At 52.4% G+C, this 15,991-nt stretch carries 13 protein-coding genes; 8 read left to right on the top strand and 5 right to left on the bottom strand.

Going from position 1 to position 15,991, the window contains the following annotated elements; all coding sequences use genetic code 11:
- Window positions 1–9 precede the first annotated feature (9 nt).
- Entirely contained in the window at window positions 10–3,162 is a 3,153-nt protein-coding gene (locus tag VMW30_10110; GenBank protein ID HUW88706.1) for an ATP-dependent DNA helicase, read from the top strand.
- Complete coding sequence (locus VMW30_10115) at window positions 3,123–6,374, top strand: ATP-dependent DNA helicase (protein HUW88707.1); 3,252 nt, start codon at window positions 3,123–3,125, stop codon at window positions 6,372–6,374. The genes VMW30_10110 and VMW30_10115 overlap by 40 nt, the downstream gene beginning before the upstream one ends.
- On the opposite strand, the gene VMW30_10120 is transcribed toward VMW30_10115, so the two are convergent.
- On the bottom strand, window positions 6,371–7,201 hold the full coding sequence (locus VMW30_10120; GenBank protein HUW88708.1) for an endonuclease/exonuclease/phosphatase family protein: 831 nt from the start codon (window positions 7,199–7,201) through the stop codon (window positions 6,371–6,373). The two genes, VMW30_10115 and VMW30_10120, sit on opposite strands and share 4 nt — an antisense overlap.
- 6 nt (window positions 7,202–7,207) lie before the next feature.
- Between VMW30_10120 and nudC the strand changes: the two genes are divergently transcribed.
- The 4 genes from nudC (at window position 7,208) to VMW30_10140 (ending at window position 10,676) form a co-directional block, all read left to right on the top strand.
- Entirely contained in the window at window positions 7,208–8,170 is a 963-nt protein-coding gene (nudC, locus tag VMW30_10125; protein HUW88709.1) for an NAD(+) diphosphatase, read from the top strand.
- A complete protein-coding gene (locus VMW30_10130) occupies window positions 8,103–9,848 on the top strand; it encodes an ATP-dependent helicase (GenBank protein ID HUW88710.1) in 1,746 nt (581 codons plus the stop codon). The genes nudC and VMW30_10130 overlap by 68 nt, the downstream gene beginning before the upstream one ends.
- A 175-nt stretch (window positions 9,849–10,023) precedes the next feature.
- Complete coding sequence (locus VMW30_10135; GenBank protein HUW88711.1) at window positions 10,024–10,167, top strand: hypothetical protein; 144 nt, start codon at window positions 10,024–10,026, stop codon at window positions 10,165–10,167.
- Window positions 10,168–10,307: 140 nt separating this feature from the next.
- Complete coding sequence (locus tag VMW30_10140) at window positions 10,308–10,676, top strand: WhiB family transcriptional regulator (protein HUW88712.1); 369 nt, start codon at window positions 10,308–10,310, stop codon at window positions 10,674–10,676.
- Between the two features lie 14 nt (window positions 10,677–10,690).
- Here the strand turns inward: VMW30_10140 and VMW30_10145 are convergent, their stop codons facing one another.
- From VMW30_10145 to VMW30_10160, 4 genes are all read right to left on the bottom strand, one after another.
- A complete protein-coding gene (locus tag VMW30_10145) occupies window positions 10,691–11,854 on the bottom strand; it encodes a hypothetical protein (GenBank protein ID HUW88713.1) in 1,164 nt (387 codons plus the stop codon).
- 271 nt (window positions 11,855–12,125) lie between these two features.
- On the bottom strand, window positions 12,126–12,293 hold the full coding sequence (locus tag VMW30_10150) for a DUF5679 domain-containing protein (protein HUW88714.1): 168 nt from the start codon (window positions 12,291–12,293) through the stop codon (window positions 12,126–12,128).
- Between the two features lie 182 nt (window positions 12,294–12,475).
- Window positions 12,476–13,162: a M48 family metallopeptidase gene (locus VMW30_10155; protein HUW88715.1), complete on the bottom strand. Its 687-nt coding sequence runs from the start codon at window positions 13,160–13,162 to the stop codon at window positions 12,476–12,478.
- A 273-nt stretch (window positions 13,163–13,435) separates the two neighbouring features.
- A complete protein-coding gene (locus VMW30_10160; protein HUW88716.1) occupies window positions 13,436–14,824 on the bottom strand; it encodes a zinc-dependent metalloprotease in 1,389 nt (462 codons plus the stop codon).
- An 89-nt stretch (window positions 14,825–14,913) separates the two neighbouring features.
- Between VMW30_10160 and VMW30_10165 the strand changes: the two genes are divergently transcribed.
- Window positions 14,914–15,162 (top strand): hypothetical protein, encoded by a 249-nt coding sequence (locus VMW30_10165; protein HUW88717.1) that lies wholly within the window; start codon window positions 14,914–14,916, stop codon window positions 15,160–15,162.
- Between the two features lie 15 nt (window positions 15,163–15,177).
- On the top strand, window positions 15,178–15,987 hold the full coding sequence (locus VMW30_10170) for a S16 family serine protease (GenBank protein ID HUW88718.1): 810 nt from the start codon (window positions 15,178–15,180) through the stop codon (window positions 15,985–15,987).
- Window positions 15,988–15,991 lie beyond the last annotated feature (4 nt).

Here is a 15,991-nt window from a genome sequence, read left to right on the forward strand (position 1 = left end):
AATGGGGGCATGGCGAAACACCAATTTGAGCTAGTCGGAGCACTTGTCCGGCGCCCGTTGGTGAAAAAGGCGATTACATTCTCTGATGATCAATTACGCGTGATCGGCCATCGAGACTCGCCCCTTGTCGTCCTGGGTGGTCCTGCAACCGGGAAAACCACCCTTCTCATTGAAGCTGCTCTCTCACGTATCAGCGAAGGACAAGATCCCAATTCACTATTGATGTTGACCTACGATCGCGAGCGCGCTTCCGAACTTCGCGATGCCGTGGCACTGCGTACGACTACGATCATGCACGAACCCATTGCTAGGACTTTTCACTCTCTCGCCTTTTCAATTCTTAAAATGAAAGCCCATCCTGATGCACCAGATCCAATCCTTATGTCGGGTGCCGAGCAGGAATATTTCATTCGCGAACTCATCGCTGGAGATGTCGACCTTGGTAAGAATTACTGGCCACTCGATTTGGAGAAGGCGCTTACGACAAATGGCTTTGCACGAGAACTGCGCGATCTCATACTGCGCGCTTCTGAAAGAAATCTCTCTCCTGATCAACTTGTACGGCTCGGCAAGGAGAGTGGTGAGAAATATTGGGAAGCGGCAGCCATTTTCTGGAAGCAGTACCTGGATATTTTGGATCTACAAACAGATTCAGCTGGCGACGCTAAGCGACGCATCGACCCGAGCCAGATAGTCGTGGAGGCTTTCCGCCATCTCAGAGCGAATCCGATCCTTGCGACCGATCTTCGCGCGCGCTTCTCCACCATCCTGGTCGATGAATTTCAAGAGAGCGATCCCGCGCAACGCGCCCTTCTGCGCGAACTCGTCAATCAGGATGTCGTCATCTGTGCGGACGCGGACAGCGCTGTGGGGCGATTTAGAGGTGCAGATCCAGATCAATTGGGCGCCGAATTGGATTTCTACCAATCTGGTAAGGGGCCAATTGGAGAGAAGATTGTGTTGCATGATGAATTCCGGAGCAGTCCTGATGTTTTTGAAGTAGGCGCTCATATTGCAGCTGGATTCTCAAGAGCCGCTCCGCAGCGAAAGCGCATCTGCGTCCGTGCGACTCAAGGCGACGAATACGCGCCGGTTCTTGTCGGACGTTTTCGCTCACAGAGCGAGGAGGCGCAGTTTATTGCCTATCAATTTCGCCATGCCCACCTGATTGAGAAGAAGCCGTGGAGCGAGATGGCAGTGCTTCTGCGTGCTCCCGGGATGCAGGCTTCGGCCCTGCGCCGCGCCTTCTCCCAATCAGGAATCCCAGTGGCCTCAGAAGTTGAGGCGCTGGCAAACAATCCTGCCATCGCACCATTCTTATTGATTGCGCAGATCGCACTTGGGGAGGTACCTCTTAATCTGGAGAACTGCGAGCGACTTTTACTCTCCGAATTTGGCGGTGCCGACTCGGTTTCTTTACGGAGAATTCGCAGAGCACTTCTGGCATCGCGAGCCGAGGAGGATCAGCGCACTGGCACTCAATTGTTGATAGATGCGGTTGAGCATGGCGATATTTCAATTGAAGGGGCTCAATCCCTGCAAAGGATCCATGATCTCTTAGCGCGCGCCCGGAAAGTCCTGCGCAAGTCCACTGCGCAAGGTGAAGATCTCCTCTGGGAAATTTGGAGCAATGCGATAACAAGTGATGGATCTAAATTGAGCGAGAGTTGGCGTCGACAAGCGCTTCGAGGTGGATCGCGCGGAGCTGCGGCAGATCGCGACCTGGATGCGATGATGCAACTCTTTGAATCCGCCCGCCGGTTTGCGGAGCGATTTCCACATTCCAAGGCGGATAGTTTCATCCGCCAAATTAGTCAGGAAAGTATTTTGGGAGATGTCATAACCGCCCAAGGGCAACGTCCTGATGTCGTAGAGATACTTACAGTTCATGCCGCCAAGGGTCGCGAATGGGAAGTGGTGGCAATCGCAGGTTTGCAGGAAGGTACCTGGCCCAACCTGCGTCAGCGTGGATCACTTCTGGGAAGTGAACGGTTGGTGGAGATCATGCGCCACGGAGTACTAGCCCGCAAAGAGTTGGATGCACTGGCGGCCAGTGGGCTTGCCGAAGATGAGCGAAGGCTCTTCTACGTCGCGACGACTAGGGCTAAATCCGCACTCATCATCACCGCGGTTGCCAAAGAGGATGACGAGCCATCTATCTTCTTTGAAGAGGTTTCACTGTTGGTAAATGGTGAGGATGGTGAAAGAGAAATTACTCAAGTTCCGCGTCCCATCACACCGGCCGCCTTAGTTGCGACACTACGCCGCGAACTTCTGATTAAGAATGCGACGGCAGCCTCTCTGCTCAAGCGCCTTGCTGAAGAAGGGTTGCCCGCGGCCGATATCAGCACTTGGGCAGGGGTTCTTCCGATTAGCAGCGAAGACCCGATTGTTCCGCCGGGTGAGCTTGTTTCAGTCTCACCCAGCAGCGCTGAGGGCTTTATTGATTGCGGCTTAAAGTGGTTTCTTGAGCGCAACGGCGGCACTAATGGGGATAGCACCGCGCAGGTTCTTGGTTCGGCCATCCATGCCTACGCCGCTTTGATGGGAGAGGATCCGTCACTGACGGAAGAAGAACTCACTAGAAAACTTCGCGATGCGTGGAAATTGATTGATCCCACCATCGGATGGGTCAGCACTACGCGGTTAAATCGTGCACTCATGATGATTGAGAAATTTGTCCGCTATCACAATGAGTCACTCCAAACGCGCCAGATCATCGGAGTCGAAGTCGAATTCAATGTCATCGTGGGTCGCGCGCAGATACGCGGAAATGTAGATCGCCTCGAAGTAACGGAGTCGGGGGAGATTTACGTTGTCGATTTCAAAACGGGCGCTTCTCCGGTGAGCCAAGCAGATGCACTTACCAATATGCAGATGCAGGCGTACCAACTTGCCGTTGTTGAAGGTGGTTTCGACGAGAGGCATCTAGGTCGCACCACCGCTGGTGCCGAACTGGTTTATCTTGGCTCGAAGAATAAAGAGGCGCCAGTCCGTCGACAACCACGGGTCGATGCAACTGAAATGCGCAATGAAATCCAAATCATTGCCGAAGGCATGAGTGGCAGTGCATTTACGGCAAGCATTAACGATCGGTGTAACAACTGTCAGGTGCGAACCGCATGTCCAATCCAGAGCGATGGACGGACGGTGATGGAATGAGCAGAGACATTCTTTATTCTCCGGAAATTATTGCTAACAAACTCAGAATTGTTGATCCAAAAGTTCGTATTCCTTCTCATGAACAATCTGCCATCATTGCAGCGGCACTCGAACCTGCAGTCGTGATTGCTGGTGCCGGATCGGGCAAGACGGAGACGATGAGCGCGCGCGTTCTCTACCTGATCGCCAATGGCCTGGCTAAACCTGAGGAGATTCTGGGTCTGACCTTTACGCGCAAAGCCGCGGGTGAATTGGGAGTGCGGATTCGCAGCAAGTTGCGGCAATTGCGCGACCCGCGAGTTGGTCTGGAGATTGCCCGTGGCGAACCCGTGATCATGACCTATCACTCCTATGCAGGACGGCTTCTCAACGAGCATGCCATTCGATATGGAATTGACGCCAGTTCTGATCCCATGGGGGAGGCGGCCACCTGGCAGATGGCGGCAAAAATCGTGAGCAATTGGCCAGATGACGAGTTCACGTCAGAGAGTGCTTTAAGCACGGTTATATATGACGTTATTGGCCTTTCTAGGATGGTTCTAGAACATATGACTTCCTCGGACGAAATCAGGAAAATATCTGAGAATCTCTTGGCGCAGTTGGAAACCCTTGGTACGAAATCGAATGAGACCGTGCGCGGGGTTCAGAAAGTTCTACAGCAACGCATGTCGATTCTTCCGATGGTTGAAGAACTTATCTCGACTCGCCAGAAGAATGGCGAACTCTCCTTCGACGATCAGATGTCACTGGCGGCTCGCATCGCCATGGAAATCCCCGAAGTTGTAGAGATTGAACGCGCGAAATACAAAGTGGTCTTGTTGGATGAATACCAAGACACTTCTCAGTCGCAGGTGCGGATGCTTTCCGCGCTCTTTGGAGATGGCCATGCAGTGATGGCAGTGGGCGACCCGTGCCAAGCGATCTACACCTGGCGGGGTGCGTCGGCCGGGACTATCGGGGCTTTCGCAAAGAATTTTCCTGGCAAGGGTGATGCGAATGGAAGTGCCAAACATTTCTCCCTTCCCGTCACGTATAGAAATGACAAAATCATTCTCGAGCTCGCCAATACTGTGTCAGAGCAGATCCGCGAAAATAGTCCGGTGGAGGTGCTCCCGCTAGTTGCACGAGATGGTGCCGGAGCAGGCGAGTTGGCTTATGGAATTTTTGAAACTTTAGAGAGCGAAGCAAAAGGAATATCTGAATATTTTTCAAACCTCTGGTTTGATCCCGAGCGAATGGCCAAGGACGAGAAGGATCGAACCTCATTTGCCGTTCTCGTCCGTAAGCGTTCGCAGATCGCAGAAATCGAACTAGCTCTTCGCGGTGAAAATATTCCCGTCGAAGTTCTAGGTGTTGGGGGACTGATTCACGTCGCGGAGGTTGCCGATGTAATTTCGCTCTTGCGTGTCATAACCGATCCAGAAGCTGGCGCAGCACTGATGCGTCATCTCACTGGACCACGCCTTAATTTAGGCGCATCCGACATTGCCGCCCTGGGTCGTTTCTCTCGTTCGCGCGCGCAGGCGCAGCAGACCACTTCCCGGGGCTTGGTTGCGAAAATTGTGCAGGGAAATCCGCTGCGCGAGGAAGCCGATGACCAGTTCTTTGCAAGCCTTATTGATGCAGTAGATGAAATAACCAGTGCCAATGCTGCACATTTCACCCAAGCGGGGTTTTCTCGGCTGACTCATTTTGCCGCCGACCTGCGCCGCATCCGCTCCCGAGCTGGAGGTCCACTCACAGATCTCGTCTCCGAGATAGAGAGTTATCTCAATCTAGATGTAGAAGTACAGCTCCGCGACGGCACGGAGAATGGCCGACGTCACCTGGATCGCTTTATGGATGAGGTTGCGAAATTCTCACGCAGCGGAGGAACAATTGCCGACTTCCTTGAATGGCTCGATGTGGCCTCTTCGGAAGAAGCCGGGTTGAAATCTGGCGCCCCCGAGGTGCGCCGCGATGTTGTCCAGATTCTGACAATTCACACTGCCAAGGGCGCGGAGTGGGATGTTGTCGCAGTGCCGGGGCTGGCTAAAGGTAATTTCCCCGGAAATGGCTTGAAGCGAGATAACTGGCTGACTAATGAAGAGCACATCCCATTCCCACTGCGTGGTGATAGTCATGAGTTACCGACCTTTGATATCTCTGCGTGCAGTACAAATACGGAGGCAAAGAAAGTCTTTGATGTCTTTGCCCTGGAGTGCAACAAACTCAGACACGATGAGGAGATTCGCCTGGGGTATGTCGCAATTACCAGAGCGCGGACTCATCTAATCTGTACGACTTCGAGATGGCGCGACGGAATCAATCCCGTGGAGCCCAGTGAAATTTATGAACTCGTGGCGCAAACAGCATTAGTTCACGGCGGAGTAATTCTGTCTGATGCACCCGTCCCGCAAGATGAGGATGAGAAACCCGAATCATCCAATCCACTCTCCGCCATCTGGCCCCGCGATCCACTCGGTGATCGCCGTGCCTCCTTTGATGCGGCAATTGACTTGGTTCGCAATAGTGCGGCGCACTCGCTGAAGCCCGAAGTCATGAATGCGGATACAGATATTGAGAGCATTCAGTCATGGATTCGCGATTCGCAAGCTCTGATCAATGAGCTTCATCGAAGTAAGGATCGGGCCGATGTGCTCCTGCCTCCTCGACTCTCGGTTTCCACGCTCGTTGCCCTTCGTGACAATCCAGAAGAATTGGCGTTGGTGATCAGAAGACCAATGCCGCGGCCACAGGATGAATACTCAAGGCGGGGCACTGTTTTTCACCTCTGGGTGGAGAAGCATTTTGGCCAAGCTACTCTCTTTGACGACGAAGATCTCGACCCCATTGATCCTCTCGAATCAGATCAAACGCTGGAAGAGCTTAAGACCAGATGGCTTGCCAGTGAATGGGGAGATCGTCAGCCCTATGCCGTTGAAGTGCCCTTTGAGAGTGTTCTGGCTGGCGTACTTCTGCGCGGTCGAATCGACGCCGTGTACAAAATTGGAGATCGTTTCGAGGTTGTCGATTGGAAGACTGGATCTAAGAGACTTGGCGAATCTGCAGCCATCCAACTGGCGATGTACCGATTGGCCTGGGCGAAGTTGCAGAAAATTGATCCAGCCCTTGTAAGTGCGGCATTCCATTATGTTCCTACCGGTGTCACGGATCGGCGCGCAGATTTACTCGATGAATCAGAGCTGATCGCTCTTTTAGAGAAGCATTAATCCAATTCTACCGTCAGCGGTAAGTGGTCGCTCACTCCCGTGAGCATTGAAGGAACATGGACCACATCCTCGGGTGAAATTTTCTGCGAAAGAAAGTAATCGACCTGAACTCTCGGCTTCCAGGTGGGAAATGTTCGCTCTGTAACGAGGGAGTTCCAATGCAGTCCACGAACGAGTATTGAGAGTGGCAAGTTGAGATCACCCATAATAATAATTTTTGATTTATCTGTGGCAGGCAGCCTCTTTACCCAGCGCTTTATTTTAAGAAGTTGCAGATAATTAAAGACGGGTACGAAAGTGAGGTGAGTGTTGATGATGAGCCAGCCATTTTCAAGTTCGGCAGCGAGTGCGGATCGTGGATGATCGCGAACATAAATCTTCTTGAGTTTTCCCTCGCGGGGAAGTGTCATCAATACTCCGATGGGAGCTGCAGGTAGTTCTAATCGATGCCACGAACGAATAGGGACTTTTGAAACCAGTCCGATTCCGTAGCCCGATAAGCCGATGGGGTTTTTGTTGGTGACGACTCGTACATCTGCTTGCGTTGTACCGCGCCAATTCTCATCCGGCGAGCCAATGACCGAGGGAGTGAAAGCCCAATGCTGCGCACCCATCATGGAGGCAATTGCCGCCACTTGGTTGGAGTCGGCCGATCGAGCCAAGTGGAAATCCACCTCCTGCAGGCCTAGGACATCGGGGTTGAGAGTGCGCAGCGCGTTGGCTAGCAGCGTGTTTGGCTCAGCAGGGCTCCCAGATCGGGCATTTTCGCTCGCTGAAGTGAGCGGTGTTGCCCGGCCATGAAGGAGATTCCACGAGGTGAGGCGCATGGGTTCATGCTAGTAGTGTCGCCCATCATGAGTGCTACGCAGGAAAGCAGACCAGAGCGGTTCCAAGCCCTGGTGCTTGCCCGAAGCTCTATAGATCGCGCCGGGGATCTTCGGACAGATTCGTCCAAACTCGATTTCTTGTGGCGAAGCGGCAAAATCCTGGTTCTGGTCAAAGACCGCTTTCATTCCTCAGATACTGCCCTGGTTTTTCATGACTCCCTTTCCATCCATGGGGTGGGAGAGCGGTATTTTCTGGGAATCGATAGAGAGACAGGAGTGAGTTATTTTGTCTGGCATACCGATGAAGCGGTGATCGAGGAAGAGGATCTTCGGACACTTCGGCAAATTGGTGCCAGGCTTTCGGATATAGAGGCCGGACTAGCGGTACATGCACTGGGATTAGCGAACTGGCACCACACCCACCCGTGCTGTTCTCGATGTGGTGCCAAGACAAGAATCGGTTTAGGTGGAGCGGTTCGAATATGTGACGTGGATGGAAGCGAACATCATCCGCGGACTGATCCAGCAGTTATCGTTTTAGTCAAAGATAAAGCTGATCGCCTACTTCTTGGACGACAACGCCTCTGGGTGGAGAAATTATTCTCCAATTTTGCCGGCTTTGTTGAACCAGGTGAATCTTTTGAGCAGAGCGTTGTCAGAGAAGTATCAGAGGAATCTGGTGTACTTGTTCATTCGGTGCATTACCTGGGGTCACAGCCGTGGCCATTTCCCGCTTCGATCATGATCGCTTTCGAAGCGATCACTTCAGAACCAGATATTGCTCGTCCCGACGGTGAAGAGATTGTGGAACTGCGTTGGTATTCGCGAGAAGAGATGCGAGAGGCAGTGAGGAGTGGTGAACTCATACTCCCATCGCAAATAAGTGTTTCGCGGAGGATGATTGAGCACTGGTATGGCGCTGGAGCAGCGGATGATCTGTCGGTTCCACATGGGTCGCCACATGGATGAGGCGCGCGGCTCCAACGAAATCCGTGCCGAAGAAATTTTGGAAGCCCTTGATGACGAGCAGCGAGAAGTAGCGCTCGCATCGCGCGGCCCCGTCTGCGTAATCGCTGGAGCGGGAACCGGTAAAACACGGGCAATTACCCACCGGATCGCCTATGCCTCGGCAATCGGTGTGATGAATCCATCGAAGGTGCTGGCACTTACTTTCACTGCTCGCGCAGCTGGAGAAATGAGAGCGCGGCTCCGCTCCCTCGGTGTTCCGAGTGTCGCCGCCAGGACTATTCACTCCGCAGCGCTCAAACAACTTATCTATTTCTGGCCGGGAGTATTTGGGGGTAGAGCACCTGATCTTCTCACGACTAAGTCCAGTTTTGTGAAAGAGGCGATTTCTCATGCCGGGCTGGCCGGGAAAGTCTCTGCACATTCGCGCGAATTAATTCGTGATATTTCTACGGAGATTGAGTGGGCGAAAGTTTCCCAGATTGCACCAGAGGATTACATCGAAGAATCTAAAACTCGTGCCGATCGAAACAGAATAACCTCCGGGCAAGTGGCTCAGGTTTATGCAGCGTACGAGAGTCTTAAACGACAAGAGCGGACTATCGATTTTGAAGATGTGTTATTGCTGACGACCGCAATGCTTGAGGAGGAGCGCGAGATTCGCGAGCGAGTCCACGATCAGTATCGTTACTTCACCATTGATGAGTATCAGGATGTTTCGCCACTTCAACAGCGACTTATCAATGCCTGGCTCGGAAGCCGCGAGGAGATTTGCGTAGTGGGAGACCCCGCGCAAACTATCTATTCTTTCGCTGGAGCAACTCCAGTTTTCCTCAATAATTTCACTCGTAGATTTCCGCAGGCAGAGGTCATCCGTCTCATATCTGGCTATCGATCCACCCCCGAAATCATTTTCATGGCTAACAGCGTGCTGCGAAGTGGATTGATGGGACAAGAATTGGTCTCGCTCAACCCACACGGAGCGCATCCAGAAGTTCGCGAGTACAAAGATGAATCTAGTGAAGTAGCCGGAGTCGTCGCGGAAATTGTGAAGCTTACGTCCGAAGGAATCGCGGCCCAAGACATTGCCGTGTTGGCCCGCACAAATTCGCAACTCAAGGCACTTGAGCGGGGATGCTTGGCTGCTCGCATTCCCTATCAAGTCCGGAATAATGAGAGGTTCTTCGATCGCACCGACGTAAAGGATTTTCTCAGAGCCGTTCGCCAAGCTTCCGTTATCCCTGCTCCTGGGACCGAGTGGATTGACGAACTACGTACGATCGCTGCGCCATTTATTACTGGAGCCAGCACCGACGGGATTACTGCGCTACTCCATCTAGCCCGAGAAGTTGATGATGATCCGGCGTTCGCCCCCAAGTCACTTCGCACGTATCTTCGCGAAGTAGAAGAGAGAGCCGAGCAGAATAATCCGCCGGTCATGCCAGTGACGACCTTGGCAACCTTGCACGCAGCCAAAGGATTGGAGTGGGAGCACGTATTTCTCGTGGGCTTAAACGAGGGGATACTTCCGACACATGAGAATGTCGTTGCGGAAGAAAGGCGCCTTTTTTACGTGGGAATCACCCGCGCGAAAAGGCATCTCAATTTAAGTTATCGATCTAGTGCCACCAACAGCAGTCGCCCCAGCCGATTTCTACGCGAAGCAGGCTTGATCGATTAATGGACCAGCCAGTAATACCCAATAGGAGAACCGCGTCCCACTCGATATTTAATTAACTTGCCTCAGTCACGGTCAGTGCCTTACTCTGTAGCACTGCTTGATCGAGTGATCAAGGAATTTAGTCGGCGAAGAAATTCTTCGATTGATTGATAGTACAAGCGAAGGGAAGCGCAAAATGCAGTTGTTTTCAACACATTTCACGGTAGCGCTTTCGGCTACAGGAAATCATGCCGCCTCCGCTACCGCCAATCGTGCGTCAAAGCGCACCACTTGGTATCTCGCATTTGGCGAAAAGGCCGCTTGGAGTTTGATCGGATAAACCGAACCAGACCCCAAGGGCCACGAATCCACAAGGATTCGGGCCCTTTTTCTTTTCCCCAAGAAATGTAAAAACAGAAAAGACGAGTAGGACACGAGAAAGAAGACAACTGGGAGTCCAGTAGAGATGAGGTGAGGAGAATGGCCGTTCTCTTTAGTGAATTATTAGTGCCAGGGTGGGCTAACAACGGCGAGAAGATTGGCCTGGATGATGTCACAGGTGCGTATGGCTCAGAGATCGCCTTCGCCTTGCCGTGTCACACCTCGGACCCCGAACTTTTCTTCGCAGAACAGAGTGAGGAAATTGAATTGGCCAAGTCTCTCTGTGGCGGATGCCCCGTTCGTGCTCAATGTCTGCAGGCTGCACTTTCACGAGAAGAGCCATGCGGAATCTGGGGCGGAGAGCTATTTGAAAATGGCCGAGTGATCGCTCGCAAACGAACAGTAGGTCGTCCGCGACTTGTCCCCGCTGCCGCAATTGAAGAGGTGGAAGAGTCCGACGCTGCTTGATTTATTAGGCCGTTCTACCAGGTACATCCGCATGCAGGGTGGCGGGCGTATAGCCGTTCTTGTATCACGGTTGGGGAGTGAAAATTAATGCGAGCTGATCTCCCGATCAGTTTCGATCTCCCTTCATCCAAGAAGGCAAGTAGTTCTAAAGCGAGAAATCCCGCGACATGGTGGGCCACCGCAACCGGAACCTCGGATGCTGGAGAGTTATGCTTCCTCCAAGAGATATCTCGCCAGAGTTCGTTGAGATCTTCATTGGCAATCGAGACGCATCTGGTGCAAGGCGTCTTTCCGGGGATGACAAGGGGCCCGATCGTGACTGCGGCGCCATCGGGGTTATCAACCAATAGATGCGCAACGCCTTCGCTCATCCAGGTTTGGAGCTCATCTGATGGGGGAGTTCCGACAACTATTGAAATCACTTTCCTTGCGGCTTCGCCTTTTTCGGCGACGCCCCCATTCCCCTTCTTCTCTGATTTCGACGGCGGAGTAGTCGGGAATAGGGAGAGTTCTCGTGCCAACTCATCGAGTCGAACTCTGTAGGAAAGCCCGATATCGCTCGCTCTAATAAAACCAGCGCAGAGGTCGGATTCGGAGATTGTCCGATTCTCCTGCAGGACGTGCAGACGGGTGTGGGTTATGCCACTGGAGAGGAGGATTCCGTAGAGCAAGGTGGCGATTCGTGAGTCGCCATAGATATTGATCTGCCATCCGCGCCGAGAATTTACGATGGAAACTCCCCCATCTTTGGAGTTGGAGTGCCAGGTTGCAGAACTGAGTTCTGGTACGAGTCTGGCTTTCAACTGCTGGAACGCACCATCACTACTGTCATCTCCCGCATGTGAAGCTCGATTGGCATTGGGAGAATGGAAACGGGTGTGAACTGCGATCTTTGTGGCTTGGGTATCGAGCAACTCCGCGGCATCGAGTTCGGCGATGAGTTCCTTGATTTCCTCGATAGGGATATCCAGCATTTGGCTTAACTCCTCACCCGAACTCTTCCCGCTCAAGAAATTGATGGCGTTGCGTGCCGGTGATGAGAGGGCGATGCCCGCATCCATCCGTCCGACGTATGTGAAATCTTCATGAGTCACGACGAGCACGCCGGCCTTCAGTCGCGGATGGGCATTTTTGAGACCTATCTCACTATCGCTCGTTTTTATATCAACCTGGTTCATCTCGCCTCTTCTCTCATCACGTATGCAGAACGCTCGCGCAGAAAGAAGAGATGCACGGTTATGAGCAGGTAGAAGTGTTGACGAACCGGCGAAATATGAGCGCGAAGTGAGATTGTGGCTACGTCCTGATTACTTGGGGCCAGTTGCGACCTGAGCCTGGCTCACGCCGGGAGATAAAAAAACTGGCGCTCTGTATCAGAGCGCCAGTCTCTCAACTTCTACGTGACCGCATGTTGCGGTTCTTTAACGCAGTCGAGAAAAAAGGTTGGCCTTACTGTGCCTTGCCAAGAATGCGGTTGAGCTTGGTGCCACAGACCGAGCAGATGCCCTGAGCCATGCGACGACCAGAGTCTGAGACTTTTACGGTTCCCGTAAAGTCGCGCTTCTCCTTGCACTTAACGCAGTAAGCGTCACCTGTGTATGTCTCTGGTTCTGTCATGTCCTCCTCCAATCGACGCAAGCGGTTTGTGGGAGAGCTTCCCGACTCATAAGCGAGCGTGCAACGGTCACGATACCCCTGCCTGAGCGTGAAGGGGTGGATTCTGAGCGCGAATCGGGATATTTTTGAGCCTTCCTAGCTCACCATTTCCCCCTGACAAGCCCTTAATGCCCTCTCCCGGGCTACAGGGACAGGGAGGCTGGGGTCAGGGCGTTCTCGGCGGCCTCGTAGCCGTCCAGATAGGCCTGGGCTAGGTCGGCTTGTGGAAATCGAGCGAGGATTTCCTGGAATTGAGCCCCGTGGTCCCCGTATCGAAGGTGGATACCTTCGTGGAAGAGGACAAAATCCAGGACGTACTCGGGAAAGCGCGCCAGCCGGGAAGAAATCCGGATTGTGCCATCCACATTGGTGCAGGAGCCCCAGCGCCCGTTCATATTCTCCCGCCAGGTAACCGAGAAAGGTCGCTCGTTCATCTCGGGAGCCCACCGCGCAAGGAGATCGACAACTCGGCCAGAGAGTGCCGAATCGGTGATCACCCGGGTTGCCTCTTGGGCGCGGACCTTTGCCACCATTTCTGGAACAACCATCCGCTCATCGGCTTTGCTCAGTCGGGCTGGGATGGAGACAACAATTTGGCCACCCTGGCGATAGGCCGCGATATTTCGCTTCCTCCGCGTGGATCGGATGACGATGATTTCGCCTTCAGAAATTCCAGGCAGGACTTGGGAGAGGGGTTGTTCAAGAAACTCACTCTCGATTCGACGCATAGCGAGAAGGTATCGGATGACCAGCCGATTTCCCCAGAATTTGCGGGTATGGCTCGCCTCGGAAATTGTCGGATTACCCGATAACCGAATTACAGGGGGCATTTCAGGATGAGATTTTGGATGGGCTTGTCAATACATTTGTCAATACATTTAGGAACAAAATAGGAGAGAAATTCTTTGCAAACCCAGTGCCGCGCACTCTTCATTAACTTTCTGGCAGTTTTTTCGCCTTCTCAGTTGATTCTCTGGGAAATGTCACGTACGTTGCGCATAACGAAGTCCTCGGATAACCGTTCTCTATCTGCAAGGGGAAGGCAGATATGGAATCGAGCGCCCGAGGACTTCGCCTTTTTATTCGACCCCTCATTCGGCCTCTCAGTCGGCCAAGCTGGATAGATCGTCGGGCACTTCGATACTTCGCAAGTAACCTTCTGCATCGGTGAGTTCTTCGTGAGTTGGAAGAATTCCACTCCAGATTTGATCACGGGCGCTTACATCCCGCAGAGCACGGATCTGTGACCAGAACGCACTGGCTTCACGTGACATGCGAGGTGAGACTTCAAGTCCGAACAGAGATGCGAAGAGTTGTTGTGCAGGCGATGAAGTCGCCCGACGGCGACGAAGAGTTTCACGAAGCGCATTGAGCGATGGAAGCCGATCGCCGGCTGCAAGAGTTGTGACATCGTCAGCCCAACCATCAATGAGTGCGAGTGCAGTTTCCAACTTTGTGAGAGCTTCAACTTGTGCTGGACTTTCTTCCGGCGTAAACAATCCCTCATTGAGTGCAACCTTGAATGTTTCAGGATTGTTTGGATCAATGGCGCCAGAGTCAATTGCTTCTTCTGCTTGTCGCTGCATTGCTTCCACGTCGATGCGAATTCCCTTGCCATATTCTGCAATCGCGTTTCGCATGTACTCAATGAGCCAAGGATTATTGTCGAATAATCGGGCAATCGCACCCTCACGAAGGGCATGAAAAATTCTCACTTCAGATGGCTCTATACCGATATCTGCGCTCCAGAGTGCAATGTTCTCCGGTATGAGGGCTGGTCGGGCAGGTTCCAGAAGTGGTAGTCCGACGTCATGTGCACCGGTGACACTCGCTGCTAGACCACCAATTGATTGACCCAGTTGAGTTGCAATCATTGTTCCAATGAACGAACGTAAGAGTCCCGCTACTTGCGCAAGCGGCAATGAATTCTCGGGTAACCCTTGTTCTTCAACAATTGAAGTCATTGCTTTCGCAAGTCCATTGGCAAGCGGCTCTACGGTTTTCTGCCAACCTTTCATAGTCGCATCCACCCAATCGGCGCGACTGTAAATATTTTTAACATTTGAATTTGCCGGGAAAACCGTTGCATCGTTAAGCCAAAGATCCGCTATTCCCATTGCTTCCTGATAGACCGCGACATCGTTTGTTCCGATCATCGCAGAACCGTGTGCGGCAACATATTGCTTGGCAATGTCGCGACTAATGTTGAGTGGAAGTGCGCTGTCAGATTTTCCAAGCGCATCAAGAAATCCAATGGGGTTGATTCCTAATTTCGCAAACTGCTCTTGAATTTCCTTTGCCATATCTGCGGGCATCTTTTCGCCAAATTGTGATTGCATCTGTTCTTGCAGCATGGCAAAAAGCGCAGCGAGATCTTGATTTTCGCCATTCTCAGTATTATCTCCAGTAGCCCCATTTGGTTGAGGATTCGCTGGGTTGTTCTCCTCGGGCGCATCATCGCTATTTGAGGGTGTGAAACCAAATGGCGCCATGTGAACTCCTTACCAAAGTAGAACTCTACGCTCACGCTGTATAACAATCTCATGCATCGCTTTGTTCCCTGGCGCGGTAGGCTAAGAGGATGTCCCCCGCGTTTTCGGCTCTCATTTGGTGGTTAGTGCCTTTAGCTGCCGTCATAGGAGCATTGGCCTATGTTCTATGGGTTACCAAGTTCCAAGAGCGGTTCCAGAACGAGACCACCCGATCTGTCTCTCAATTCCAGCGTTTTCAGAGTTCTTTCCGTAGCGACTCTCAGGGCAACGATTCTTCTGATGGTGATTCACAAGGGAATGTTGCGCCAGAGAAAGAACCTTCTAAGCCAAACGAGTAGTCGGTCTTTCGCGGTATGCGCATTTCTCAACTTCCACGTTTGGCACTCTATTTTGTAGCAATCTTTCTTCTGGCGAGTTTGCTTGTTCCTCTTCCTTACGCAGTTCTGCAACCTGGTGCGGGGCAAGATGTGCTTGGTTCAGTCATTAAAATCTCCGCGGCGAAGACTTATAAGAGTTCTGGAAAGCTTCTACTTACGACGATTTATGTAACCAGCCCGTCCTCTCCGATCTTCGGCGCGGATGTCCTTCTCTCCTGGTTCAAAGGTGAAGCGATAGTTATGCCGCGGGAGGTTCTCTACCCTCCCCATAAGAGTTCCCAAGAAATAAATGCCGCAAATACGAAAGACATGGTCAATTCTCAGGAATCAGCCACCGTCGCTGCTCTTACTTATTTGGGGTACGACGTGCCTCGCCAGACAAAACTGGATAAAGATGGAAAAAAAGTCACGGTTTACGATTTTCCTATCAAAGTCTCGATTTCGCTTAAAGACACCGGCGGACCGAGCGGAGGGCTCGTCTTTGGGATAGGGATCGTTGAGAAGCTCACCCCTGACGATCTTGTTGCCGGCAGAACGATTGCTGGGACCGGAACAATCGATAGTGCTGGAAATATCGGAGCCATCGGTGGAATCGACGAAAAGATAATCGCCGCGAAGAGGGCAGGCGCGTCAGTGTTTCTTGCTCCTAGCGAGAATTGCGATGATGTGACAAACGTCCCTGAAGGCATCAGGGTTTATTCGGTTGCCACACTCAAGGAGGCGATTTTGGTGCTTAAGGATGCTCGTAATGCCATCCCACATTGCACTTGGCAACGAAATCGGTAGCGTT

It is taken from the genome of Candidatus Paceibacterota bacterium (assembly GCA_035530615.1).
Classification (GTDB): Bacteria; Actinomycetota; Actinomycetes; order Nanopelagicales; family Nanopelagicaceae; genus QYPT01.